We start from the raw sequence: 24,067 nt of genomic DNA, 5'->3' as shown, positions 1-24,067 counted from the left end.
TATTTGATTCATATATGGATGCAATAAATCAATTTTATTTCTCAAACGGAAAAAAGCAAAATGTTACTACCGAATTTCAGGAGTCTTTATGAAACTTTTTCGTATTCTTGATCCGTTCACGATAACACTGATTACCGTTGTTTTGCTGGCGTCCTTTTTCCCGGCCGAAGGTAGTTTTGTGCCTTTCTTTGAAGGCTTAACCACCGCCGCCATTGCCCTGCTGTTTTTTATGCACGGAGCGAAACTCTCGCGTGAAGCCATTATTGCCGGTGGTAGCCACTGGCGTTTGCATCTGTGGGTGATGTGCAGCACGTTTGTTGTCTTCCCGGTTCTGGGCGTTCTGTTCGCCTGGTGGGCGCCGGTCAACGTTGACCCGATGCTGTACACCGGTTTCCTGTACCTGTGTATTTTGCCTGCCACTGTGCAGTCAGCCATCGCTTTTACGTCGCTGGCGGGCGGTAACGTTGCCGCCGCCGTTTGTTCTGCTTCGGCCTCCAGTCTGCTGGGTATTTTTCTCTCGCCGCTGCTGGTAGGGCTGGTGATGAATATGCACGGCGCAGAAGGTAGCCTGGAGCAGGTGGGAAAAATCATGTTGCAGCTGCTGCTGCCGTTCGTGCTGGGTCACCTTTCACGTCCGTGGATTGGAAACTGGGTTTCTCGACATAAAAAATGGATCGCGAAAACGGATCAATCCTCTATTTTGCTGGTGGTGTACTCCGCCTTCAGTGAAGCCGTCGTTAACGGGATCTGGCACAAAGTGGGGGTGGGTTCACTGCTGTTTATCGTGGTGGTCAGCATCATACTGCTGGCAATCGTGATTGGCATAAATGTCTTTGTTGCGCGCAAATGCGGCTTTAACAAAGCTGATGAAATCACCATTGTGTTCTGCGGTTCGAAAAAGAGCCTGGCGAACGGGATCCCAATGGCAAATATTTTGTTCCCAACTTCGGTGATTGGGATGATGGTGCTGCCGTTGATGATCTTCCATCAAATACAGCTAATGGTGTGCGCCGTGCTAGCGCGTCGCTACAAGCAACAGACGGACGCATTGCAGGCGCAACAGAAAAGCCGCGCCGCGAAGGCTTAAAGAGGACGTTTCAGGGGCTGCACCAGTTGCGTCAGCCCCTCAGTTTTAATCAGCAGTGTGATTTGCATCAGCTCGCCAAGCTTGCCCGGCGGGAATTCATCCTTACGGGCAAACCACAGCAGATACTCTTCCGGGACATCAATCAACCGACGCCCTTTATATTTGCCAAAGGGCATCACAGTATTGGCGATGTCAACCAGCTGCTCTTTTTCCATCTCAGGCACCCAGTAAGCGGATCATTTCAGCTTCATCGATCACGGCAATACCCAGTTCCTGTGCTTTTGCCAGTTTCGAACCCGCCGCTTCACCGGCAATCACCAGATCGGTTTTCTTCGACACGCTACCGGCCACTTTTGCACCTAACTCGGTCAGTCTCGCTTTGGCGTCATCGCGCGACATCAGGCTCAGGCTCCCGGTCAGCACCACCGTTTTACCTGCGAAGGGGCTGTCGATTTCTTCAGCGTTAATGACCACCGGCGCTGGCCAGTGGATCCCCTGCGCCAGCAGTTGAACAATCACCTCGCGGTTGCTCTCCTCGGCGAAGAAATTAAACACGTGCGTCGCCACCACGATGCCGACATCCGGCACTTTTTGCAGCTCTTCAATGGAAGCGGCTTCCAGCGCGTCGAGCGTGCCAAAATACGCCGCCAGACCTGCAGCCGTGGCTTCGCCGACTTCACGAATGCCTAGCGCATAGAGGAAACGGGCAAACGTGGTTTCTTTCGCTTTTTCCAGCGCGTTGACCACGTTTTGCGCCGACTTCGGCCCCATACGATCAAGCCCCGTCAGTTTACCGGCGGTCAGGGTGAAAAGATCCGCCGGCGTGTGGACATACTCTTTCTCGACCAGTTGATCGATAATTTTGTCGCCCATACCGTCAACGTCGAGCGCGCGGCGGGAAACAAAGTGTTTCAGCGATTCCTTACGCTGTGCTCCACAGATTAAACCGCCGGTGCAGCGAGTGACCGCTTCGCCTTCCACACGTTCAACATCAGAGTTGCAAACCGGACAATGCGCTGGAAACACAATTTCGCGGGTATCTTCCGGGCGTTCAGAAAGCACGACGTTCACCACCTGCGGGATGACATCGCCCGCACGGCGAATGACGACTTTATCGCCAATACGCAACCCCAGACGCTCGATTTCATCAGCGTTATGCAGCGTTGCGTTACTGACCAGCACCCCGGCAACCTGGACCGGCTCAAGGCGAGCGACGGGCGTAATCGCCCCGGTACGTCCAACCTGAAACTCAACATCGCGTACGAAAGTCATCTGCTCCTGTGCCGGGAACTTAAAGGCCACAGCCCAGCGCGGCGCGCGGGCAACAAAGCCCAGTTGCTCCTGCAACGCCATGGAGTTGACTTTGATCACCACGCCATCGATATCAAATCCCAGCGTTGGTCGGTCTTCTTCAACCTTGTGATAGTAAGCAAGTACTTCCTCCGGGGAGTCGCAAAGCGCCACTCTGTCGCTTACCGGCAGGCCCCACTTTTTAAATTGCAGCAGGCGGCCCAGATGGGTATCTGGCAGCGTGCCGCCTTCCAACACACCAACGCCATAGCAGAAGAAAGTAAGCGGTCGCTTCGCTGTGATACGCGGATCGAGCTGGCGCAATGAACCGGCCGCTGCGTTACGCGGGTTAGCAAACACTTTGTTGCCAGTGCGGCGGGCCTCTTCGTTAATTTTTTCAAATCCGGCCTGCGGCAGGAACACTTCACCGCGCACTTCCAGACGTGAAGGGATGTTTTCGCCACGCAGTTTTAACGGGATTGCGCGAATGGTGCGCACGTTAGAGGTAATATCCTCACCCGTGGTGCCATCACCACGCGTTGCGGCGCTGACCAGCACACCGTTTTCATACAGGATACTGACTGCCAGGCCGTCCAGTTTCAGTTCACAGCACCAGGTCAGTTTATCGGTACTCTTTAGTCTGTCCTGCACGCGCTTGTTGAAGGCGAGAAAACTCTCTTCATCAAACACGTTATCCAGCGACAGCATCGGCACTTCATGACGAATCTGGCTGAACGCGGTTAACGGCGCGGCGCCAACGCGTTGGGTTGGCGAGTCGGGGGTAACAAGGTCCGGATGCTGCGCTTCCAGCTCGCGCAGTTCGCGCATCAGGCGATCGTATTCCGCATCGGGAATTTCCGGCGCGTCCATCACATGGTAGAGATACTCATGATGGCGAAGCGTGGTTCGCAGTTCTGTCAGTTGTTGTTCGATTGATTCCATATCGCACCATCAATGATAAAAAACCCCCGACAGGCGGGGGTTTAGAAAGGAAATGTCACGCCAGAGGAAAATCAGGCGCGAGATTCTTTAACTTCGCGGATGCGGTCCTGATACTCGCGCAGTTTCTGCGGCGTCATCATGCGACGTTGATCGTCGAGCACCACACCACCCACTTCATCGGCAATGTGCTGTGCGGACTGCAGCATCAGCTTAAAGTTTTGCAGCTCGTCCCCGTAGGACGGAACCTGCATAAAAATAGTCACACCAGGGGTGCTGAAGTCGCCCGTCATTTCTGGGTCAAACGTTCCCGGATTAACCATATTAGCGAGGCTGAACAGCGACGGACCGCTGCCATCCGGGCTCAAATGACGATGGAAAATATTCATATCGCCAAATTTGAAACCGGCCTGCTGAATGCTGTTGAGCAGCACTTCCCCGTTGAGCTCGCTACCATGATGAGCCGCAACGTTCATAATGATGACCGCTTCTTTACGCTGCGGTTTTTCAGCAACAGGCGCTTCTTCTACTACCGGCTCGGGCTGCGGTTGATGTTCAACAACAGGCTCTGCTGGCTGGAAGGTCTGCGGCGCAGGTTGCGGTGCTTGCTGAGCAGGTTGCTGAACCTGCGGGGCAACAGGTTGCTGCACAGGTGGCTGCTGAACAGGCTGATGTTGCACCGGCTGCTGCGGTTGTACAGGCTGCTGCTGAACATGCGGCGGCGGTACCGGCGCTTGTGCAGGCTGCTGCGCAGGCTGACGCGGCTGAGCAGACGCATAAGGCGGCTGGTACTGGTGTTGCGGCGACTGAGGAGGAACACCATGTTCCTGCGCATTACCGGGAGCATGATTCACACGATGAACGCGAACTTCACCCACGCCTTCGTCTTCCTCGACGTTGTCGTCGAACGAATCCTCGTCTTCACGTTTAGACTTCATGCGTTTCAGTGGGCGATCGCGGAATATAGAAGACCGCTCTTTACGGCTAGTCCAAAAACCATGTACCAGTAAAGCGATTATGGCGATCGCGCCAACAATGATTAATATCAGACGCAAATCCTGCATCATTATATTCTCTGTTGTTCTAACACCTTGCCACCACGGCAAACATTTACTCACTAAGAGTATTTGTCGATTACGCCAAGTGCAAGTGTACTCTTGGCTTTCACGGCATAAAGATGAACAAAATTGTGCTTTTTGCTGTTTTTTCGAACATTTCCGAACAGCTTAACGCTCAACAACCCGGTAAGATACGCACAGTTTACCAGAGCTTATATAACAAGGAGTACGTCCTGACCATGGTTTCATCATCTGCAGTTGTACCTCGCAGCGGCCTTTATTACTTTTCTCAGGGATGGAAGCTCATCACCCAACCGGGCATTCGTCGTTTTGTTATTCTGCCTTTGCTGGTGAATATCCTGCTGATGGGCGGCGCATTCTGGTGGTTATTTACACAACTCGGTAACTGGGTTCCCGCGCTGATGAGTCACGTCCCTGACTGGCTTCAGTGGCTCAGCTATTTACTGTGGCCGATTGTGACCATTTCCGTGCTGTTGGTGTTCGGCTACCTGTTCTCCACTATCGCCAACTGGATCGCCGCACCGTTTAACGGTCTGCTGGCTGAACAGCTGGAAGCGCGCTTAACGGGCGCAACACCGCCCGACACCGGCATTCTCGGCATTATGAAAGACGTTCCGCGCATTATGAAACGCGAATGGCAAAAGCTGGCGTGGTATCTCCCGCGCGCCTTCGTATTGCTGATTCTCTATTTTATTCCTGGCATTGGGCAGACCGTCGCCCCGGTCCTGTGGTTCCTGTTCAGCGCGTGGATGCTGGCTATTCAGTACTGCGATTATCCTTTTGATAACCATAAGGTCCCTTTTAAGGAGATGCGCGTCGCGCTGCGCACGCGCAAGGTGACCAATATGCAGTTTGGCGCATTGACCAGCCTGTTCACCATGATTCCGGTGCTCAATCTGTTCATCATGCCGGTAGCGGTTTGTGGTGCCACGGCGATGTGGGTAGACTGCTATCGTGCTAAGCATGCGTTATGGAAGTAATGCAAAAATGTGTAAAAGCGGGCTGGCTTATGCCCGCTCTTATTCCATACTGCTACGCATTATTTCTCATCAGCATATAGATATGCGAATTCCTTACTTCCCCATACTTTCTCAACAGGTATGCTGAAGCGGTATCCCAATTTCATACAGTTAAGGACAGGCCATGAGTAAGATTTTTGAAGATAACTCGCTGACTATCGGTCATACGCCGCTGGTTCGACTGAACCGTATCGGTAACGGACGCATTCTGGCGAAGGTGGAATCACGCAACCCAAGCTTTAGCGTCAAATGCCGTATCGGTGCCAATATGATTTGGGATGCCGAAAAACGTGGTGTACTGAAACCGGGCGTTGAGCTGGTAGAACCGACCAGCGGCAACACGGGGATTGCGCTGGCCTACGTTGCCGCCGCCCGTGGTTACAAACTGACTCTGACCATGCCGGAAACCATGAGCATTGAGCGCCGCAAGCTCTTAAAAGCGCTGGGCTCGAACCTGGTGCTGACTGAAGGCGCAAAAGGTATGAAGGGCGCAATTCAGAAAGCGGAAGAAATCGTAGCCAGCGATCCGGAAAAATTCCTGCTGCTGCAGCAGTTCAGCAACCCGGCGAACCCGGAAATTCACGAAAAAACCACCGGCCCGGAAATCTGGGAAGATACCGATGGCCAGGTTGATGTCTTTATTTCCGGTGTCGGCACCGGCGGTACGCTAACTGGCGTGACCCGTTACATTAAAGGCACTAAAGGCAAAACCGACCTGATCACCGTCGCGGTAGAACCTACTGACTCCCCTGTTATCGCCCAGGCATTGGCGGGTGAAGAACTCAAACCTGGCCCGCATAAAATTCAGGGTATTGGCGCGGGCTTCATTCCTGGCAACCTTGATCTGAAGCTTATCGATAAAGTCGTTGCCATCACCAATGATGAAGCTATTTCTACCGCGCGCCGCCTGATGGAAGAAGAAGGTATTCTGGCGGGGATCTCTTCTGGCGCAGCCGTGGCTGCCGCGCTTAAGCTCCAGGAAGATGAATCCTTTACCAATAAGAATATTGTGGTTATCCTACCGTCATCGGGTGAGCGTTATCTGAGCACTGCACTGTTTGCCGATCTCTTCACAGAGAAAGAACTGCAACAGTAATGCCAGCATGTTAAAAACGCGTAAAAAAGCACCCTTTGGGGTGCTTTTTTGTGGCCTGCTTCAAATTTTCAACTCTCCTGGCATTGATTCAACCCGCCGGAACTGGTATTTAACCAAACTAATTATTTTGATGCGCGAAATTAATCGTTACAGGAAAAGCGCTAGCTGAATCGATTTTATGATTTGGTTCAACTCTTCCTTTCGCGGCATAATGTTTAATGACGAACGAAACGTCAGCGGCAAGAAGTTGCCAGCAACGGATTGCACCGAACTCCTTTTGTGTCGCGTCCAGTTTACGCCGATGCTAACAATACAGGCTAAAGTTGAACCGCCAGGCTAGACTTTAGTTCCACAACACTAAACCTATAAGTTGGGGAAATATAATGTTCCAGCAAGAAGTTACCATTACCGCTCCGAACGGTCTGCATACTCGCCCTGCTGCTCAGTTTGTTAAAGAAGCAAAAGGCTTTACTTCTGAAATTACTGTGACTTCCAACGGCAAAAGCGCTAGCGCCAAAAGCCTGTTTAAACTGCAGACTCTGGGCCTGACTCAGGGTACCGTTGTCACCCTGTCCGCAGAAGGTGAAGACGAGCAGAAAGCAGTTGAGCATCTGGTTAAACTGATGGCTGAACTCGAGTAAGTTCAACGAGTTCTTTTAAATATCAGTCACAAGTAAGGTAGGGTTATGATTTCAGGCATTTTAGCATCCCCGGGTATCGCTTTCGGTAAAGCATTGCTGCTGAAAGAAGACGAGATCGTCATTGACCGGAAAAAAATTTCTGCCGACAAGGTTGATCAGGAAGTTGAACGTTTTCTGAGCGGTCGTGCCAAGGCATCTGCGCAACTGGAAGCGATCAAAACCAAAGCTGGTGAAACGTTCGGTGAAGAAAAAGAAGCCATCTTTGAAGGGCATATCATGCTGCTCGAAGATGAGGAGCTGGAGCAGGAAATCATAGCCCTGATTAAAGATAAGCACATGACGGCTGATGCAGCTGCGCATGAAGTTATCGAAGGTCAGGCCACAGCCCTTGAAGAGCTGGATGATGAATACCTGAAAGAACGTGCGGCTGACGTACGTGACATCGGTAAACGCCTGCTGCGTAACATCCTGGGTCTGGCTATTATCGACCTGAGCGCTATTCAGGAAGAAGTTATCCTGGTAGCCGCAGACCTGACCCCGTCAGAAACCGCACAGCTGAACCTGAACAAGGTGCTGGGTTTCATCACCGACGCGGGCGGACGGACTTCCCATACTTCTATCATGGCGCGTTCTCTGGAACTGCCAGCCATCGTAGGTACGGGTAGCGTCACCTCTCAGGTTAAAAACGACGACTATCTGATTCTGGATGCCGTAAACAACCAGGTTTACGTCAATCCGACCAACGAAGTTATTGAGCAACTGCGCGCCGTTCAGGAGCAGGTTGCTACCGAGAAAGCGGAACTTGCTAAGCTGAAAGATCTCCCGGCTATCACGCTGGACGGACATCAGGTAGAAGTTTGCGCCAACATCGGTACCGTTCGTGACGTTGAAGGCGCTGAGCGTAATGGCGCCGAAGGTGTTGGTCTGTACCGCACCGAATTCCTGTTCATGGACCGTGAATCGCTGCCGACTGAAGAAGAACAGTTTGCCGCATATAAAGCCGTTGCTGAAGCCTGTGGCTCTCAGGCGGTCATCGTCCGTACCATGGACATCGGCGGCGATAAAGAGCTGCCGTACATGAACTTCCCGAAAGAAGAGAACCCGTTCCTGGGCTGGCGTGCCGTACGTATCGCCATGGATCGTAAAGAGATCCTGCGGGATCAGGTTCGCGCAATCCTGCGCGCCTCTGCTTTCGGCAAACTGCGCATCATGTTCCCAATGATCATCTCTGTTGAAGAAGTGCGCGCACTACGCAAAGAGATCGAAATCTACAAACAGGAACTGCGCGACGAAGGTAAAGCATTTGACGAAAGCATTGAGATTGGCGTGATGGTGGAAACACCGGCAGCGGCAACAATTGCGCGTCATTTAGCCAAAGAAGTTGATTTCTTTAGTATCGGCACCAATGATTTAACGCAGTACACCCTGGCAGTTGACCGTGGTAATGATATGATTTCACACCTTTACCAACCGATGTCGCCATCTGTGCTGACGCTGATCAAGCAAGTTATTGATGCTTCTCATGCGGAAGGCAAATGGACTGGCATGTGTGGTGAGCTTGCAGGCGACGAACGTGCTACACTTCTGTTGCTGGGGATGGGTCTGGACGAATTCTCTATGAGCGCCATTTCTATCCCGCGCATTAAGAAGATTATCCGTAACACGAACTTCGAAGATGCGAAGGTGTTAGCAGAGCAGGCTCTTGCTCAACCGACAACGGACGAGTTAATGACGCTGGTTAACAAGTTCATTGAAGAAAAAACAATCTGCTAATCCACGAGATGCGGCCCAATTTACTGCTTAGGAGAAGATCATGGGTTTGTTCGATAAACTGAAATCTCTGGTTTCTGATGATAAGAAAGACACCGGAACTATTGAGATTGTTGCTCCGCTCTCTGGCGAGATCGTCAACATCGAAGACGTGCCGGATGTAGTTTTTGCTGAAAAAATCGTTGGTGATGGCATCGCTATCAAACCAACCGGTAACAAAATGGTCGCCCCTGTTGATGGCACCATCGGCAAAATCTTTGAAACCAACCACGCTTTCTCTATCGAATCCGACAGCGGCATTGAGCTGTTTGTTCACTTCGGTATTGATACCGTTGAACTGAAAGGCGAAGGCTTTAAGCGCATCGCTGAAGAAGGTCAGCGCGTTAAAGTGGGCGACCCGGTTATTGAATTCGATCTGCCGCTGCTGGAAGAAAAAGCCAAGTCTACCCTGACTCCGGTTGTTATCTCCAACATGGACGAAATCAAAGAGCTGATCAAACTGTCCGGTAGCGTGACAGTGGGTGAAACTCCGGTTATCCGCATCAAGAAGTAATTCTTGCTGCTGAGAAGAATGGCGCCTGGTGGCGCCATTTTTTTTATCTGGCAGACCTCAAAATCTGCCGGATAACGCTAAATTTGTGAGGTGACTGGTCGGTAACACGCCTCGCGCATCAGGATTTTCATCCCTTCCGGCCCGCTTTCCAGCATCCGTCGCTCCGAATCCGCCACTAACAGTTCACAATTGTAGCCACCCGCGATGCCAAACATGGCCCGCGCCACACAGATATCTTCCAGCGCCGTTGCCCCGCTGGTGTCAAAATGTCCAACCATACGCCCATTCTGGCGAACCACCAGCCGGTAACTCTTCATCGCGCCTCCCCTGCCGGTGGCAGAATTAACTCATCACAACCGCACAGATTGGTCCATTTCATCACTTCCAGTACGCGCTGAGCTGCATCGTGCGTCGCGGTTGTCAGCGCTTTACCCAGCACAATACCGCTCACCAGCTCAGCACAAAACAGATCGCCAGTTCCCTTCAGATCCGTTTTAACCCGTGGATGAGCGAACACCTCAACCGTTTCAGCCGTCACTACCGCCACGTTAATAATATCTTCGCTATCCCCCGGCGCGCTGGTGATCACCACCCATTTCAGCGTTTCGGTAAGCAGCGATTGCGCCGCCGTGATGGCTTCATCAAGCGTACGACACGGCTTTCCGCTCAGCATTTGCAGTTCAAACACGTTCGGCGTCAGTCCCTGAGCCAGCGGCAGCAAGTGCTGACGGTAGGCCTGCGGAATTTCAGCTTTTACATACATACCGCTGTCCGTATCGCCAATCACCGGGTCAACCAAAATGCACACTGTCGGATGCGTAGCCCGCACCGTTTCCAGCCACTGTGCTAATAGAGCGATTTGCTCTGCACTGCCCATATAGCCTGTAGTCACCGCCTTCAGCTCGCGCAAAGCATCACGCTCATTCAAGGCGCGGAGATACCCGCTAAACCAGTCGGACGGAATAACACCGCCGTAAAATGTTTCATAATGCGGGGTATTACTGAACAGCACCGTAGGCACTGCCGTCACGCGTAATCCCTGCGCTTTAATGGCCGGAACGGCGATGCTGTTGCCTACGCTGCCATAAACCACCTGTGACTGGACGGCGACGATATCGGTCTGTAACGCCCGATGCTTGTCGCCGAAGAGCACTGACTGAATATCACTCCCCTGCTCCATAAATTTCTCCTCTCGCTGGACAGCGGGCTTACGCCTCACTATTATCGTCATATGCTAAAATTCATTTTGTCATAGGTCAATAATGATCGACGGAAAAACCGCTAACGAAATTTTTGACAGTATTCGTCAACATGTCGCTACAGGCACGTTGGCAGCAGGAGAAACGTTGCCGCCGGTGCGTGAACTGGCAACAGCATTGAACGTTAACCGTAATACTGTCGCGGCGGCTTATAAACGCCTGGTCACCTCCGGGCTGGCACAAAGCCAGGGACGTAACGGCACGGTAATCAAGGGGATTTCAGCCCCCGTTGCGCTGGAAGGCGGCAATCCGGATACCGCGCTTATCGATCTTTCCGGCGGTAATCCAGCCCCCGCGCGTCTTCCCGATCTCAGCCGTTATTTCGCGCAAATAAATAAGAATCCTCGTTTGTACGGTGATGCCGCTGTATCACCCGGCCTTAAGGCGTGGGCCGCGCAATGGATGCAAGATGCGATGCCAGCCAAGGGAGAAATTGATATCACCAGCGGCGCCATTGATGCCATTGAGCGGCTGCTGTGCGCCCATTTACTGCCTGGCGACAGCGTTGTGGTAGAAGATCCATGCTTTTTGAGCAGCATCAACATGCTGCGTTATGCCGGATTCTCCGCCAGTCCGGTCAACGTTGACAGCGAAGGCATGCAGCCAGACATGCTGGAAATCGCGCTACAGAAAGGCGCGCGGGCGGTGATTCTGACGCCGCGCGCCCATAATCCGACAGGATGCAGTCTGAGTGCATCCCGCGCGGCGCAATTGCAGGAAATCCTGGCCCGCTATCCGCAGACGCTGGTGATCGTCGACGACCACTTTGCGCTGCTGTCCGCATGCCGTTGGTATCCGGTGATTGCGAAGGAAACAACGCACTGGGCGATTGTCCGCTCAATGTCGAAAACTTTAGGCCCGGATTTACGCCTGGCCATCGTCGCCAGCGATCCACTCACTTCCGCGAAACTGCGTTTACGGCTCAACGCCGGCAGTCAGTGGGTCAGCCATCTGCTGCAGGATCTGGCCTGCGCCTGCCTGAGTGACGAGACTTATCAACACACGCTGGCGCAAACTCAGCAGTTTTACGCCGCCCAGCAGCAAAAGCTGGCAGCGGCTCTGCGGCTTCATGCCATTACGCTGCCCGACAGCGACGGTCTTAATCTGTGGCTGCCGCTAGAAGATAACAGCCAGGCGATCGCTTTTGCGCTGGCAAAGTCCGGCTGGCTGGTACGTGAAGGCGAAGTGTTTGGCGTCAATACGCCTGCGCATGGCCTGCGCATTACGCTGTCAACATTAGCAGACAGCGACATTGATAAGCTGGCGACTGATATCCATCAGGCGCTAAAGCGCTAACAGGAGAGAAAAAGTGCGAGTTCATTTTGTTATTCATGAGTCTTTCGAATCTGCTGGCGCGTACCTGCCGTGGGCCGAATCACGCGGCTATACCATCAGTTGGTCGCGCGTTTACGCCGGAGAAACTGTTCCCGCTAATGCCGATGGCTTCGATATGCTGGTGGTATTTGGTGGGCCGCAGTCACCCCGCACCACGCTCGCAGAGTGCCCATACTTTGACTCTCAGGCAGAGCAGCATCTGATAAATCAGGCGATTGCGGCACGAAAAATCGTGGTGGGGATCTGTTTGGGGTCGCAGTTAATCGGCGAAGCACTGGGCGCGAAGGTGTGCCAAAGCCCGGAAAAAGAGATTGGTCACTATCCGATCGCCCTGACCGAGGCAGGCCAACAGCATCCGTTGTTCAGCCATTTCGGCTCACCGCTCAACGTGGGTCACTGGCACAATGACATGCCGGGATTGACCGACCAGGCGACAATTCTTGCCACAAGCGAGGGATGTCCGCGACAAATCGTACAATACGGTAATTTCGTCTATGGTTTTCAGTGCCATATGGAGTTTACCGCCGAAGCGGTCGAAGGATTAATTCAGCACTCTGAGCAAGAACTGGCCGAAGCGAAAGGGAAGCGCTTTATTCGCGCTGTTGAAGAGATGCGCACCTGGGATTACCAGCAGATGAATGAGACGCTGTGGCAATTCCTTGATAAGTTGGTAGAAAAACGTAACGATTGAACAGTGCGGGCCGGAGAAGACGCTTTGCGTCGTCATCCGGCGATCCTGCCGTACGGTTGCCTGCTAGCGCTACGCTTATCAGGCCGACAAATTAAATACCTAATCCCTGGCTGAAATGCTCTTCGCCAAAGACCCCGGTGGAAAGGTAGCGATCGCCGCGATCGCAGATGATCGCCACCACCACCGCCCCCGGTGTCGCGCGCGCCACGCGTAACGCGCCCGCAACCGCGCCGCCAGAACTCACTCCGCAAAAAATCCCTTCGCGAACGGCCAGTTCACGCATGGTGTTTTCCGCATCGTTCTGATGAATATCCAGCACCTCATCCACCAGCGAGGCGTTGAAAATGCCCGGCATATATTCCGCAGGCCAGCGACGAATGCCCGGAATACTACTGCCTTCTTCCGGCTGCAGGCCAACGATGGTGACGGGTTTGTCCTGTTCACGCAGAAAACGCGATACGCCGGTAATGGTGCCTGTCGTCCCCATGCTGGAGACGAAATGGGTAATACGGCCTGACGTCTGCTGCCAGATTTCGGGTCCGGTAGTCGTGTAGTGCGCATACGGGTTATCAGGATTATTAAACTGATCGAGAAGTTTACCTTCTCCGCGCTGCGCCATCTCAAGGGCTAAATCACGCGCCCCTTCCATCCCCTGCTCTTTGGTCACCAGAACCAGTTCAGCCCCGTAAGCACGCATCGCCGCACGTCGCTCCTGGCTCATGTTGTCTGGCATCAGGAGCTTCATGCGGTAGCCTTTCAGCGCGGCAATCATCGCCAGCGCTATACCCGTATTACCGCTGGTGGCCTCAATCAGCACGTCGCCTGGCTGAATTTCCCCGCGCTTTTCCGCTTCAACGATCATCGACAACGCCGCGCGGTCTTTCACTGAACCTGCGGGATTATTGCCTTCCAGCTTGACCCAAATTTCACTGCCGTTATCCGCCGTCAGACGTTGTAATTTCACCAGAGGCGTATTGCCAATTGTTTGTTCTAATGTGTTCACGTTTTCAGCTCAATAAAATGCCGGGTGGCGCTGCGCTTACCCGGCTTACAGGTCATGCACCACCCGTTAAGCCCGGTAAGCGCAGCGCCACCGGATGATAACTATACGAATTAACCTATCAGGCACTTTGCGCCAGGGCAAGTTCCTCTTCACGCGTTTCAATACGCTGGTCGCCATTATACAAACGCGCATTTTGCAGCCCAACAAACAGACGTTCGCCGCGGTTCGGAGAATCATCGCCCTGCATAACCACCGTCAGCGGTTCGTTATACCACCCCAAGGGTTGCACAACTAATTGGGTGTAGTGTCCTTTCGGGCTGGCTTCCAGCACCTGTACCGGCAACGGCGAATCCAGACTGGTACGGCGGCTGACGTCCACTTCCCACGGACGCAGGAACAGATCCACCGGGCCCTGATAGCCAGGCGTATAGCCCAACGGCCAGCGATGTGCGCCCACGTGGAATTGTCCACCGCGAATCGTCCCTTGCAGGCGGTTAACTTCACCCATAAATTCCAGGACAAAACGGGTAGCCGGTTCGCGCCATACCTGATCGGGCGCATCGGCCTGCTCGATATGACCCTGGCTCATCACCACCACGCGGTCTGCGACTTCCGTCGCTTCTTCCTGATCGTGGGTAACAAACACGCTGGTGAACTTCAGCTCTTCATGCAACTGACGCAGCCAGCGACGCAGTTCTTTACGCACCTGAGCATCGAGCGCGCCAAACGGCTCGTCGAGCAACAAGATCTGCGGCTCTACCGCCAGCGCACGCGCCAACGCCACGCGCTGCTTTTGCCCACCGGAAAGCTGTGCCGGGAAACGGTCCGCCAGATGAGCCAGTTGAACCATCTCCAGCAGTTTGATCACCTTTGCTTTGATCGTCGCCGCATTCGGGCGCTCCCGCCGTGGCAGAACAGTCAGACCAAAAGCGATATTGTCGAAAACGGTCATATGACGAAACAGCGCATAGTGCTGAAACACGAACCCCACCTTACGGTCGCGGGCGTGCAAACGACTGACATCAGTGCCGTGGAAACGGATATGCCCGCTGGACTGATGCTCCAGCCCGGCGATGATGCGCAGCAGCGTGGTTTTGCCCGATCCAGAAGGCCCCAACAGGGCGACCATCTGACCTGAAGGAATATCCAGCGAGATATCGTTCAGCACCTGGGTGCGACCAAAAGACTTCTTAATATTGGCAATCTCAATGCTCATGATTTTCCTCCTGCTGCGCGCGTTTCTCCGGGTTTTCCAGGCGCCATTGCAACATGCTCTTCAAAAACAAGGTAATAATCGCCATCAGCGTTAATAGCGCCGCGGCGGTAAAGGAGCCGACTGTGTTGTAGTCCTGCTCCAGTAATTCAATCTGTAACGGCAGAGACAAGGTTTCACCGCGAATCGAGCCAGAAACCACCGATACCGCGCCGAACTCGCCAATCGCACGGGCGTTGGTCAGCACCACACCGTACAGCAATGCCCAACGGATATTCGGCAGCGTAACGCGACGGAACATTTGCCAGCCGGAGGCGCCAAGCAGAACCGCCGCCTCATCTTCATGGCTGCCCTGACTTAACATCACCGGCACCAGTTCGCGCACCACAAACGGACAGGTCACGAACACCGTCACCAGCACCATTCCCGGCCAGGCAAACATAATTTGCAGGTTGTGTTCATCCAGCCATCCGCCAAGCGGGCCGTTAGAGCCGTATAACAGCAGATAGACCAGGCCGGCGACCACCGGTGAAACGGCAAACGGAATATCCAGTAACGTGAGCAACAACTGGCGTCCAGGGAAGTTAAAGCGGGTCACCAGCCAGGCCAGTAACACGCCAAACACCAGGTTTACCGGCACCGCAATCAGCGCAATCAGCACCGTCAGCCAGATGGCGTGCAGCATGTCCGGATCAGCCAGGTTGTGTAATACCGGCATCAACCCCTTGCTGAACGCCTGCACGAAGATGTAAACCATCGGCACCAGCAAAATAAAGGCGGATACCAGCATGCCCGTGCCGATCAGAAACCATTTCCCCCAGTTGATGCGGGGTGCGCCATAACGTTTCAATTGGGTAATGTCTGCCATCAGTGACCTACCACGCGTCGACCAAAGCGACTTTGCAGGGTGTTAATTGAAAACAGCAGCAGCAACGAAGCCCCGAGGATCACAGATGCAATCGCGCTGGCGGCCGGGTAGTCAAACTCCTGCAAACGAACAAAAATCATCAGCGAGGTCACTTCCGTTTTCCATGCGATGTTTCCGGCGATAAAGATAACCGCGCCAAACTCACCGAGGCTGCGGGTAAACGAGAGCGCAACGCCCGCGACTAGCGCGGGAGACAGCTCCGGCAGTACCACTTTACGAAAGCTCTGCCAGCGCGTAGCGCCGAGCGTTTCCGCCGCTTCTTCATACTCCGGACCTAACTCTTCCAGCACCGGCTGCACGGTACGCACCACGAATGGAATGCTGGTAAAAGCCATCGCCACCGCAATGCCAAGCCAGGTGTAAGTCACTTTAATATCCAGCTTCGCCAGCCACTCGCCGTAGAAACCGTTGACCGAAAACAGCGATGCCAGCGTCAGACCTGCTACCGCCGTAGGCAGCGCAAACGGCAGATCCATCAGCGCATCCAGCAGCGTACGGCCCGGAAAGCGATAGCGGGTTAAGATCCACGCCATCAGCAAACCAAACACGCCGTTAAAAATCGACGCCACAAACGCCGACAGCAGCGTCACTTTATAAGCCGCCACCACCTGCGGGTTGGTAATCACATCCCAGTATTGCGCCCAGCTCATTTGCGCCAATTGCATCACCAGCGCGCTAAGCGGCAGCAGCAAAATCAGGCAGACAAACAGTAAGCTGGTGCCCAAACTTAAGGTAAAGCCGGGCAGCACGCGTCGGGAAGAAACAGCAAACATTTACTTACGCCCCGCCGCCAACAGTTTGTCCAACTCACCGCCGCTGACAAAGTGCGTTTTCATTACCTCAGGCCACGAGCCAAACCTGTCTTCCACGCGGAAAAGTTCGGTCTGCGGGAATTTATCCTGCAGTTTGTCCATCACCTGCGGATTATTCACGCGGTAGTAGAAATCGGTAATGATGGCTTGCGCCTGCGGGCTGTACAGCCAGTTCAGGTAAGCTTTTGCCGCTTTTTCAGTACCGTTAGCCTGCACATTTTTATCTACCCAGGCCACCGGGAACTCCGCCAGAATGTTGATCTTCGGCACCACCACTTCGAAGCCCTGGTCTTCATACTGTTTACGGATGTTGTTCACTTCTGATTCAAAGGTGATCAGCACATCGCCCAGACCGCGTTCCACGAATGTGGTGGTTGCCCCGCGACCGCCAGTATCAAACACTTCCACGTTTTTCAGAAACTGGGTCATGAACTGTTCAGTTTTGGCTTTATCCCCACCATCCGCTTTATCTGCCGCGCCCCACGCAGCCAGATAGGTATAACGCGCGTTACCGGAGGTTTTCGGATTCGGGAAAATCAGTTTCACGTCCGGGCGAACCAGGTCGTTCCATTCGTGGATATTCTTAGGGTTACCCTTACGCACCAAAAACGCCATGGTTGAATAGAATGGCGAACTGTTATTCGGCAGACGACTTTGCCAGTCGGCCGGGATCAGCTTGCCTTTGTCATGCAGGATCTGCACATCGGTCACCTGGTTATAGGTCACCACATCGGCTTTCAGCCCCTGCAGAATCGCCAGCGCCTGTTTTGATGACCCGGCATGAGATTGTTTAATCGTCAGTTTGTCACCGCCGTTATCCTTCGCCCATTGCTGTTCAAACGGCGGGTTAAGGGCGGCAAACAGCTCGCGAGAGACATCGTATGAACTGTTCAGCAGCTCCGTTGCCTGCGCCTGACCCACCAGCAGCAGCATTGCTGCCAGCGTCAGGGTTCTTTTTTTCAGTAAGTTAACGGCCATTGCGCACCCTTATAAATTTAATGACTTTCTTATGGTCATCATATTTATAACCAGTGCTAAAGGAGTAACGGTTTTATATACCGTTTGATGATTTGAAAGTTGAAAAGAGAATAAGGGTACCTCCTCCCCAGCGCACGGGGAGGAGACCGGCATCAATCAGACGCCGACGCTAACGCTTTCAGGCAGGGTGCTGCCGCCATCAATCACGTTTTGCGTGCCAGTTAAGTAACTGGACTCATCCGACGCCAGGAATGCCGCCAGTTCACCAACCTCAAGTGGGCAGGCCAAGCGGCGCATCGGGATCGCTTTTGCCATTTCGACTAATACGGATTCAGGATCCTCCGGATTAGACTGACGAGCGATATTTTCCGCCATCGGCGTACGAACGTAGCCCGGGCAAATGGCATTAACGCGAATGCCGGACTGCGCGTATTCCACCGCCAGAGATTTGGTCAAACCGATGATTGCGGCTTTCGACAGCGCGTAGGCCGTTTCACCCGGATCGGCAACCATATCGCCGGTCACAGATGACATCATCACGATGCGCCCGTCTTTGCGCGCAATCATCTCCGGCAGAACGGCTTTCGTCACGTTCCAGACGCCTTTAATGTTGATATCAATGTGGAAATCGCGATCTTCATCGCTCATATCAAGGAAGTTGCCGAGGCGACATACGCCCGCATTGTTGACCAGAATATCGATTTTGCCTTCAATCTTCTTCGCGCGTTTTACCGCTTCCGTGACCGACGCAAAATCTCTGACGTCAGCGTGAACGGCGGTGCAACGGTGCCCGCGCCCAGCCAACTCATCCGCCAGTTTTTCAATCTCATCGGAGATATCCAGCAGGATTAGGTTCGCGCCATGGCGGGCAAATGTTCTGGCGATCCCTTCGCCAATACCCTGAGATGCGCCCGTAATCAATGCTGTTTTGCCCGTGAGTTTTCCCATTTCAATATTCTCCTTTTGAATATGAAGCATTCGCTTCATTCACGCAGAAGATACAGCAATAACAAATAAGTGCTGAGGAATAGCTCACTAAATCAGGTTAATCTCAGGTAAAAAAAATCCCCGGCGTTGCGGGGACCCAACGGTAAACATGCTCTGACCAGGTTAACAGAAGACTTACAGCCGTTTTTCCAGCAAATGTGCTCTCATCAACTCCGATGCCATCTGCGCATCCCCTTTTTTAATATGAAGCAGTATTTCCCTCTGTTTTGCCGCCGTATCAAGAAAATACTGACGATCGTTCGCAGGTAACGACTCCCTTGTTTTCTCAAAATAAGTAATGAGGACATCAGAGAAAACCTGCAGCACCCGGTTGCCACTCGCCTGTAGCAAGAGCAAATGAAAATCTCTATCGTGACGATCGGCCACCTGGGGGTTATCCGCATTCTCTTCAATAAGCCTTAGCTCATTTTCAAGTTTGGAGAGCATCGCCGGAAAAATTCTACGCGTTGCCAGAGGGATAATCGCGCACTCAATCAGGATCCTTGCCTCTGTAAATTCCGTGATATCAAACCCAGACAAATCAAACTGCATTAACAACTGGTGATTTATGTTGTGCTGTTCCAAATTCTTCAAGACGCTGCCACGACGAGGAGATCGTTCCAACATTCCCATCTGTACCAGTGTGCTAAGCGCCTGACGAACTTTATATCTTGATGTATTAAAACGAACGGCAAGCTCAGTTTCAGTTTCAATGCGACCATCAGCATTACGGTTAGCATCATCAAGCAGATAATTTTTAATACTTTCAAACAGTTCGTTTTTGTTATCCATAAACACTCTCGGATTAAAGTGCTGCAAAACTGATGAGTATAAATAATCTAATAAGTTAGATTGCTTAATATACTGTTATGGTAAGATTATAGCCCCTATTATTCAAATTATACCAAGCCATTTGTTAATAAAAAGGAATTAATTATGGTGTTATTCGTAACTCAGTTTGCGATAGTACTTATATGTATCGGTATAGGTGGGCGTTTTGGTGGGATTGGCCTGGGGGCTGCTGGCGGGTTAGGACTCGCTATCCTGACTTTTGGTTTTGGACTCCCTCCCGACTCACCTCCTTTCACTGTTATTTCTATTATCCTTGCGGTTATCACTTGCATCACAATCCTCCAGGCGGCTGGCGGGCTTGATTTATTCGTTACGATGGCAGAACGGATCCTCAGAAAGTGGCCGGGCGCGATCACTTTCCTCGGCCCCGCAGTCGCTTACCTTTTTACTGCTATCTGCGGAACAGGATATGTTGCCTTTTCGGTTTATCCAGTCATTGCTGAAATTGCAGCTGATGCCAGGGTACGGCCAGAGAGGGCCATGTCGATGTCAGTAATCGCTGCCAATTTTGGGCTTATTGCCAGCCCGGTCAGTGCGGTCGTTACAGGGACAATTGCTGTCCTTGCTGGATTACATGTCTCTGCTTTAGATATCTTGTTAGTCACCGTTCCCGGAACGTTCCTTGGCTGCGTTGTCGGCTGCCTGTTCGTCTTTAAAAGAGGTCATGAGCTTAAAAATGATCCGGAATTCCAACGCAGGGTTGCTGAAGGTGAGTTTGAATCAGTAAAAGCTGAAGAGCGAACAGCCAATATAGTGACAAAAGAGGCGAAGAGAGGATTGCTGATTTTCCTTACCGGTATCATTCTGGTCGTTCTTATGGGTTCAATTCCTGAATTACGTCCTGAGTGGAATAACGGTACCGGAATGGAGCGTATGAGTATCCCTACCACGCTGCAAATAGTTATGCTGACAACAGCATGTATTATTATGATGGTATGTCGAATTTCTCCGTCAAAACTCGATTCAGGTTCTGTTTTTAAAGCTGGTCTTGTGGGTGTTGTCGCCATATTTGGTCTGTCATGGATGATGAACTCCTTTTTTGAGGCATGGCACGAGTTATTTAACACGGCTTTCCACGGTTTTCAGAATCCAGTCTTGTTCGGCATTATTGTTTTTGGTCTTTCAGCCGTAATTTATAGCCCCGCAGCGACTGCTGTAGCGCTACTCCCCGCTGGCGTGTTAATGGGATATCCGGCAGAAACCCTGGTCGCCCTGCTCCCGCTGACTTGTGGATCATTCATTATTCCAGGGGGGGCACAGATTGGCTGTGTGGCGTTTGATCGTACCGGGACAACTCGAATTGGCAAGTATGTGGTTAATCACAGCTACATGCTACCTGGTCTTGTCACCGTTGTAGCATCAACCCTTTTTTGCTTCCTTTTTTCCAAAATGCTGATGTAGTGAGAGAGCAATTTAATTGTGGTAAACCTTTTCTTCATGGCATCCCCCCTGAATGAATTCAGAGAGGATGCCTGGTACTCACTTCTGAATAGCACCACTGCAATTTTCCATAGAATGTACTTTACAGAACAACCTGAGCAATGAGATAAGCAAAAATTACCTGAGAGATAACCATCACAAAGCCCGGACGAATATAGCTATGGTTGACAACAAAGCGTCCAATCTTTGTGGTACCTGTTCGATCAAATGCAACACAGCCGATTTGATTTGCTCCCGGTATAATAAAGTCACCACAGGTACAAGCAAAAATAGCGATAAGAAACGGGGCTGGAATACCTAAGGTAACACCGAGTGGCATGATGGCAGCTACCGTCGCCGCCGGGCTCATAATGACCAGCGAGAACAAGAATACAACCACACCAAATAGCATTGGTGCATCATTGACAATGCCACCAAAGACCTTAATCAGTTCTGGCTGATAGGCATCAAAAAACGTCGCCGTCATCCATGAAACGCCGAGTATTGCTACCACTCCCATCAAACCTGCACGGAAGACTGAGCCGCTATTCAAGGTACTACTTGGTACTTTACTGACAATCATAATAAACAACGCGGCTGTCAACATGACCATCTGAATAACCATTGGGGTTGACAGTCTTTTTCCATCCCAGGAAGGGAGTAACTCAGTAAAAGAACCTAAAATAAGTACCAGTACCACACCAATCGCAAAGATAACGACACCTTTTTTAGCGCCAGCTGAAGCAACAAATTCTTTTTTCTGCTCAGTATGCATGAACTCATATTCACCAGCAGCAACTCTCCTCTGGAATTCCGGATCATCCTCCAGCTCTTTTCCGCGTTTATAAACTGAAAAGCTGGTAACAATAGCAGCCATAAAGAATGATGGGAGAGCAATCGTCAGTATTTGCCCAAGGCTAATCCCGGCATATTCATGCAGAATAGCCAGCATCCCCGCGGTTGCCGCACTCATCGGACTGGCAGCAACCGCGACACTGGCCGCAATAACCGTTGCGGACAACGCTCGCTCCGGACGGACCTTTGCTTCAGCAGCAACTTCAGCGACAACCGGATACAAAGAGAAAGCAACGTAAGTAGTCCCACAGAATAACGTAAATATGGAAGTTAATATGGGGGCAACAAAAGTAATTGCCTGTGGTTTTTTACGGAGTAATTTTTCAGCCACGCGCACAAGATAATCAAGCCCACCAGCGGCCTGTAATACGCTGACAGCGCCAATCACACAAATAATAATTAGCATTGCAGTAATAGATGGTGCGGAGGGTTTTAGTCCAAAACCCAGAACTAATATTGCAACACCAAGTCCTCCACCAGCACCCAGCCCCATTCCGCCATAACGCCCGCCTATACCAATACAGGCGAGTACAATAAATAATTGTATAAAAAATAAAGCATCCATTTTTCACCTCAAAGCGTCTCCCGGATATTGCATCCGGGAGATATTAATTACTATGCTCGGGATTAGTTTAAATATGATTTAGCAATTTCGATCTGTTTTTTAACAGCATCAGTCCCTGTGCCACCATAAGACATTCTTGATTTAATACATGCTTCGAGAGATATACTCTCATAAATATCATTTTCGATTTTATCATCAAATGTGTGGAATTCATCCAGGGTAAGCTCTTCCAACATTTTTCTATGTTTTATACAGTAATTAACAGCACTGCCAACAATATGGTGAGCTTCTCTAAAAGGAATGCCTTTACGAACCAGGTAGTCAGCCATATCGGTTGCGTTTGAAAATCCTCTTGCCGCTGCGCTGCGAGTATTATCTGAAAGAATAACCATTTTTTCGAGCATCGGCGCCATAATTTTCAGACTGGTCTGTAAGGTATCCATAGAGTCATAGACCTGCTCTTTATCCTCACTCATATCAGTATTATAGGCCAGAGGGATACCTTTCATAATGGTTAACATCGCCATTAGATTTCCGTACATACGCCCCCCTTTGCCGCGCATTTTTTCAGCCACGTCGGGGTTTTTCTTCTGTGGCATGATGCTGGAACCGGTACAGAAATCATCTGAAAGCTCAATAAATTTAAAATCCTGACTTGAGAATAAAACCAGTTCTTCTGACAAACGGGTAAGATGCATAAAGCACATAGCAGCGGCGGCAGTGAATTCAACCATATGGTCACGATCGCTGACAGAATCAATACTGTTTTCAGTCGGTTTGTCAAAGCCAAGCTCTTTAGCCGTGAAATCACGATCAATGGGGAAAGTAGTACCGGCAAGGGCTGCTGAACCTAAAGGGCATTCCCCCATGCGTTGATAAAGGTCTGCAAAACGAGTCCAGTCACGGCGTAACATCCAATAATATGCCATTATCCAGTGCGACAGAAGAATAGGCTGACCGGTCTGTAAATGAGTATAGCCAGGCATGATCGCATTAATGTTATTTTCAGCCTTGCTGATAATAACTTTTTGTAGATGAACGATATCCTGCTGAATTTCACGAATAGTCGATCTCATGTGCATTTTCGAATCGACAGTCGTCTGGTCATTACGACTGCGGCCAGTATGTAGCTTCCCGCCTACAGGACCAATTATTTCTGTCATACGTCTTTCTATCGCCATATGAATATCTTCATCACGGTATCAAAAACGAATTGCCCTTCCTCAATCTCTTTATTAACTTGCCTTAACCCACCAATAATCGCATTCGCTTCATCCTGCGTGATAATCCCCTGACGGCCCAGCATAGTGGCGTGAGCAATACTCCCCTGAATATCAAAAGAGCAGAGACGTTGTTCCAGCATAATTGTCGCATTATAAGATTCGACCAGTTTATTTGTAGGCATATCAAAACGCCCACCCCATAATTTTGTAGACATAAAACCTCCAATGACCCTTTGTTGCAAAATGGTTAAATATAAATTCCGTTATTTTTCGGTCATTTTCAGATTACAAGACAGTCATTTTAATTGTCAACAAATGAAGGCATTAAATCAATTTATAGCGAAATTAATTACACTTATTATTTATTTTGTTTTCATAAATTGCATTAAAAAACCTGATCTTCCTCACATTTAAATTGTGATTTAATTCAGATATATTCAGAATTTTTAAAGTAATAAATTGGTATTAATAGT

At 51.2% G+C, this 24,067-nt stretch carries 24 protein-coding genes; 9 read left to right on the top strand and 15 right to left on the bottom strand.

Going from position 1 to position 24,067, the window contains the following annotated elements; all coding sequences use genetic code 11:
- Window positions 1–88 precede the first annotated feature (88 nt).
- On the top strand, window positions 89–1,087 hold the full coding sequence (locus O6D90_RS06920) for a bile acid:sodium symporter family protein (protein ID WP_016157086.1): 999 nt from the start codon (window positions 89–91) through the stop codon (window positions 1,085–1,087).
- On the opposite strand, the gene O6D90_RS06915 is transcribed toward O6D90_RS06920, so the two are convergent.
- From O6D90_RS06915 to zipA, 3 genes are all read right to left on the bottom strand, one after another.
- The gene (locus O6D90_RS06915) at window positions 1,084–1,302 is read right to left on the bottom strand and encodes a DUF3820 family protein (protein ID WP_016153921.1); all 219 of its coding nucleotides are present in this window, start codon (window positions 1,300–1,302) and stop codon (window positions 1,084–1,086) included. The two genes, O6D90_RS06920 and O6D90_RS06915, sit on opposite strands and share 4 nt — an antisense overlap.
- Window position 1,303: 1 nt before the next feature.
- Window positions 1,304–3,319 (bottom strand): NAD-dependent DNA ligase LigA, encoded by a 2,016-nt coding sequence (gene ligA / locus O6D90_RS06910; RefSeq protein ID WP_016157087.1) that lies wholly within the window; start codon window positions 3,317–3,319, stop codon window positions 1,304–1,306.
- Window positions 3,320–3,390: 71 nt separating this feature from the next.
- Window positions 3,391–4,383 carry a cell division protein ZipA gene (gene zipA / locus O6D90_RS06905; protein WP_016157088.1) on the bottom strand — a complete coding sequence of 331 codons (993 nt, stop codon included), beginning with the start codon at window positions 4,381–4,383 and terminating at the stop codon, window positions 3,391–3,393.
- Window positions 4,384–4,613: 230 nt separating this feature from the next.
- Here zipA and cysZ point away from each other — a divergent pair, with 230 nt between their 5' ends.
- The 5 genes from cysZ (at window position 4,614) to crr (ending at window position 9,474) form a co-directional block, all read left to right on the top strand.
- Window positions 4,614–5,375, top strand: a complete 762-nt coding sequence (gene cysZ, locus O6D90_RS06900; protein WP_016153924.1) for a sulfate transporter CysZ — start codon at window positions 4,614–4,616, stop codon at window positions 5,373–5,375.
- 163 nt (window positions 5,376–5,538) lie between these two features.
- Complete coding sequence (cysK, locus tag O6D90_RS06895; protein ID WP_218731548.1) at window positions 5,539–6,510, top strand: cysteine synthase A; 972 nt, start codon at window positions 5,539–5,541, stop codon at window positions 6,508–6,510.
- A 383-nt stretch (window positions 6,511–6,893) separates the two neighbouring features.
- Window positions 6,894–7,151, top strand: coding sequence for a phosphocarrier protein Hpr (gene ptsH, locus O6D90_RS06890; RefSeq protein ID WP_002913505.1), 258 nt, complete (start codon window positions 6,894–6,896; stop codon window positions 7,149–7,151).
- Window positions 7,152–7,196: 45 nt separating this feature from the next.
- Entirely contained in the window at window positions 7,197–8,924 is a 1,728-nt protein-coding gene (gene ptsI / locus O6D90_RS06885; protein ID WP_016153925.1) for a phosphoenolpyruvate-protein phosphotransferase PtsI, read from the top strand.
- Between the two features lie 40 nt (window positions 8,925–8,964).
- On the top strand, window positions 8,965–9,474 hold the full coding sequence (gene crr, locus O6D90_RS06880) for a PTS glucose transporter subunit IIA (protein WP_000522253.1): 510 nt from the start codon (window positions 8,965–8,967) through the stop codon (window positions 9,472–9,474).
- A 77-nt stretch (window positions 9,475–9,551) separates the two neighbouring features.
- On the opposite strand, the gene O6D90_RS06875 is transcribed toward crr, so the two are convergent.
- Together O6D90_RS06875 and pdxK are read right to left on the bottom strand one after the other, a co-directional pair.
- Complete coding sequence (locus O6D90_RS06875; protein ID WP_016153926.1) at window positions 9,552–9,791, bottom strand: hypothetical protein; 240 nt, start codon at window positions 9,789–9,791, stop codon at window positions 9,552–9,554.
- The gene (gene pdxK / locus O6D90_RS06870) at window positions 9,788–10,654 is read right to left on the bottom strand and encodes a pyridoxine/pyridoxal/pyridoxamine kinase (RefSeq protein ID WP_016157089.1); all 867 of its coding nucleotides are present in this window, start codon (window positions 10,652–10,654) and stop codon (window positions 9,788–9,790) included. Before pdxK ends, O6D90_RS06875 begins: the two co-directional genes overlap by 4 nt.
- An 82-nt stretch (window positions 10,655–10,736) precedes the next feature.
- Between pdxK and ptsJ the strand changes: the two genes are divergently transcribed.
- Both ptsJ and O6D90_RS06860 read left to right on the top strand, forming a co-directional pair.
- Window positions 10,737–12,029 carry a transcriptional regulator PtsJ gene (ptsJ, locus tag O6D90_RS06865; protein WP_016157090.1) on the top strand — a complete coding sequence of 431 codons (1,293 nt, stop codon included), beginning with the start codon at window positions 10,737–10,739 and terminating at the stop codon, window positions 12,027–12,029.
- Window positions 12,030–12,042: 13 nt separating this feature from the next.
- Window positions 12,043–12,759 carry a GMP synthase gene (locus tag O6D90_RS06860; RefSeq protein WP_016157091.1) on the top strand — a complete coding sequence of 239 codons (717 nt, stop codon included), beginning with the start codon at window positions 12,043–12,045 and terminating at the stop codon, window positions 12,757–12,759.
- A gap of 91 nt (window positions 12,760–12,850) precedes the next feature.
- On the opposite strand, the gene cysM is transcribed toward O6D90_RS06860, so the two are convergent.
- From cysM to O6D90_RS06825, 7 genes are all read right to left on the bottom strand, one after another.
- On the bottom strand, window positions 12,851–13,762 hold the full coding sequence (cysM, locus tag O6D90_RS06855) for a cysteine synthase CysM (RefSeq protein WP_016153930.1): 912 nt from the start codon (window positions 13,760–13,762) through the stop codon (window positions 12,851–12,853).
- Window positions 13,763–13,880: 118 nt separating this feature from the next.
- A complete protein-coding gene (gene cysA / locus O6D90_RS06850; RefSeq protein ID WP_016157092.1) occupies window positions 13,881–14,978 on the bottom strand; it encodes a sulfate/thiosulfate ABC transporter ATP-binding protein CysA in 1,098 nt (365 codons plus the stop codon).
- Window positions 14,968–15,843 carry a sulfate/thiosulfate ABC transporter permease CysW gene (cysW, locus tag O6D90_RS06845; protein WP_271143280.1) on the bottom strand — a complete coding sequence of 292 codons (876 nt, stop codon included), beginning with the start codon at window positions 15,841–15,843 and terminating at the stop codon, window positions 14,968–14,970. Before cysW ends, cysA begins: the two co-directional genes overlap by 11 nt.
- On the bottom strand, window positions 15,843–16,676 hold the full coding sequence (gene cysT / locus O6D90_RS06840; protein WP_003038061.1) for a sulfate/thiosulfate ABC transporter permease CysT: 834 nt from the start codon (window positions 16,674–16,676) through the stop codon (window positions 15,843–15,845). Before cysT ends, cysW begins: the two co-directional genes overlap by 1 nt.
- On the bottom strand, window positions 16,677–17,693 hold the full coding sequence (locus O6D90_RS06835; protein ID WP_016157094.1) for a sulfate ABC transporter substrate-binding protein: 1,017 nt from the start codon (window positions 17,691–17,693) through the stop codon (window positions 16,677–16,679).
- Between the two features lie 156 nt (window positions 17,694–17,849).
- Window positions 17,850–18,641 (bottom strand): SDR family oxidoreductase UcpA, encoded by a 792-nt coding sequence (gene ucpA / locus O6D90_RS06830; protein WP_016153934.1) that lies wholly within the window; start codon window positions 18,639–18,641, stop codon window positions 17,850–17,852.
- Between the two features lie 174 nt (window positions 18,642–18,815).
- Entirely contained in the window at window positions 18,816–19,472 is a 657-nt protein-coding gene (locus tag O6D90_RS06825; protein ID WP_016153935.1) for a FadR/GntR family transcriptional regulator, read from the bottom strand.
- A gap of 144 nt (window positions 19,473–19,616) precedes the next feature.
- On the opposite strand from O6D90_RS06825, the gene O6D90_RS06820 reads away from it, so the two are divergent.
- Window positions 19,617–20,933: an anaerobic C4-dicarboxylate transporter family protein gene (locus O6D90_RS06820; protein ID WP_016153936.1), complete on the top strand. Its 1,317-nt coding sequence runs from the start codon at window positions 19,617–19,619 to the stop codon at window positions 20,931–20,933.
- Between the two features lie 121 nt (window positions 20,934–21,054).
- Here the strand turns inward: O6D90_RS06820 and O6D90_RS06815 are convergent, their stop codons facing one another.
- From O6D90_RS06815 to O6D90_RS06805, 3 genes are all read right to left on the bottom strand, one after another.
- The gene (locus O6D90_RS06815; RefSeq protein WP_016153937.1) at window positions 21,055–22,371 is read right to left on the bottom strand and encodes an anaerobic C4-dicarboxylate transporter family protein; all 1,317 of its coding nucleotides are present in this window, start codon (window positions 22,369–22,371) and stop codon (window positions 21,055–21,057) included.
- A gap of 62 nt (window positions 22,372–22,433) precedes the next feature.
- A complete protein-coding gene (argH, locus tag O6D90_RS06810) occupies window positions 22,434–23,534 on the bottom strand; it encodes an argininosuccinate lyase (protein ID WP_016157095.1) in 1,101 nt (366 codons plus the stop codon).
- 8 nt (window positions 23,535–23,542) lie between these two features.
- Entirely contained in the window at window positions 23,543–23,809 is a 267-nt protein-coding gene (locus O6D90_RS06805; protein ID WP_016157096.1) for a lyase family protein, read from the bottom strand.
- Between the last annotated feature and the right edge of the window lie 258 nt (window positions 23,810–24,067).

The organism is Citrobacter sp. 21OH12SH02A-Citro (assembly GCF_027919895.1).
Classification (GTDB): Bacteria; Pseudomonadota; Gammaproteobacteria; order Enterobacterales; family Enterobacteriaceae; genus Citrobacter; species Citrobacter braakii.
The sequence above is the reverse complement of the archived record's forward strand: the minus strand, read 5'-3'. Positions and strand labels throughout refer to the sequence as shown.

Excerpts from the sequence above, each read along its gene's own strand:
- zipA (WP_016157088.1), bottom strand. The coding sequence starts at position 4,383 with ATGATGCAGGATTTGCGTCTGATATTAATCATTGTTGGCGCGATCGCC.
- ptsJ (WP_016157090.1), top strand. The coding sequence starts at position 10,737 with ATGATCGACGGAAAAACCGCTAACGAAATTTTTGACAGTATTCGTCAA.
- cysK (WP_218731548.1), top strand. The coding sequence starts at position 5,539 with ATGAGTAAGATTTTTGAAGATAACTCGCTGACTATCGGTCATACGCCG.
- O6D90_RS06825 (WP_016153935.1), bottom strand. The coding sequence starts at position 19,472 with ATGGATAACAAAAACGAACTGTTTGAAAGTATTAAAAATTATCTGCTT.
- ucpA (WP_016153934.1), bottom strand. The coding sequence starts at position 18,641 with ATGGGAAAACTCACGGGCAAAACAGCATTGATTACGGGCGCATCTCAG.
- cysW (WP_271143280.1), bottom strand. The coding sequence starts at position 15,843 with ATGGCAGACATTACCCAATTGAAACGTTATGGCGCACCCCGCATCAAC.
- O6D90_RS06815 (WP_016153937.1), bottom strand. The coding sequence starts at position 22,371 with ATGGATGCTTTATTTTTTATACAATTATTTATTGTACTCGCCTGTATT.
- ptsI (WP_016153925.1), top strand. The coding sequence starts at position 7,197 with ATGATTTCAGGCATTTTAGCATCCCCGGGTATCGCTTTCGGTAAAGCA.
- cysT (WP_003038061.1), bottom strand. The coding sequence starts at position 16,676 with ATGTTTGCTGTTTCTTCCCGACGCGTGCTGCCCGGCTTTACCTTAAGT.
- O6D90_RS06835 (WP_016157094.1), bottom strand. The coding sequence starts at position 17,693 with ATGGCCGTTAACTTACTGAAAAAAAGAACCCTGACGCTGGCAGCAATG.
- cysZ (WP_016153924.1), top strand. The coding sequence starts at position 4,614 with ATGGTTTCATCATCTGCAGTTGTACCTCGCAGCGGCCTTTATTACTTT.
- O6D90_RS06875 (WP_016153926.1), bottom strand. The coding sequence starts at position 9,791 with ATGAAGAGTTACCGGCTGGTGGTTCGCCAGAATGGGCGTATGGTTGGA.
- crr (WP_000522253.1), top strand. The coding sequence starts at position 8,965 with ATGGGTTTGTTCGATAAACTGAAATCTCTGGTTTCTGATGATAAGAAA.
- ptsH (WP_002913505.1), top strand. The coding sequence starts at position 6,894 with ATGTTCCAGCAAGAAGTTACCATTACCGCTCCGAACGGTCTGCATACT.
- argH (WP_016157095.1), bottom strand. The coding sequence starts at position 23,534 with ATGACAGAAATAATTGGTCCTGTAGGCGGGAAGCTACATACTGGCCGC.
- cysA (WP_016157092.1), bottom strand. The coding sequence starts at position 14,978 with ATGAGCATTGAGATTGCCAATATTAAGAAGTCTTTTGGTCGCACCCAG.
- O6D90_RS06915 (WP_016153921.1), bottom strand. The coding sequence starts at position 1,302 with ATGGAAAAAGAGCAGCTGGTTGACATCGCCAATACTGTGATGCCCTTT.
- pdxK (WP_016157089.1), bottom strand. The coding sequence starts at position 10,654 with ATGGAGCAGGGGAGTGATATTCAGTCAGTGCTCTTCGGCGACAAGCAT.
- O6D90_RS06805 (WP_016157096.1), bottom strand. The coding sequence starts at position 23,809 with ATGTCTACAAAATTATGGGGTGGGCGTTTTGATATGCCTACAAATAAA.
- ligA (WP_016157087.1), bottom strand. The coding sequence starts at position 3,319 with ATGGAATCAATCGAACAACAACTGACAGAACTGCGAACCACGCTTCGC.
- O6D90_RS06920 (WP_016157086.1), top strand. The coding sequence starts at position 89 with ATGAAACTTTTTCGTATTCTTGATCCGTTCACGATAACACTGATTACC.
- O6D90_RS06820 (WP_016153936.1), top strand. The coding sequence starts at position 19,617 with ATGGTGTTATTCGTAACTCAGTTTGCGATAGTACTTATATGTATCGGT.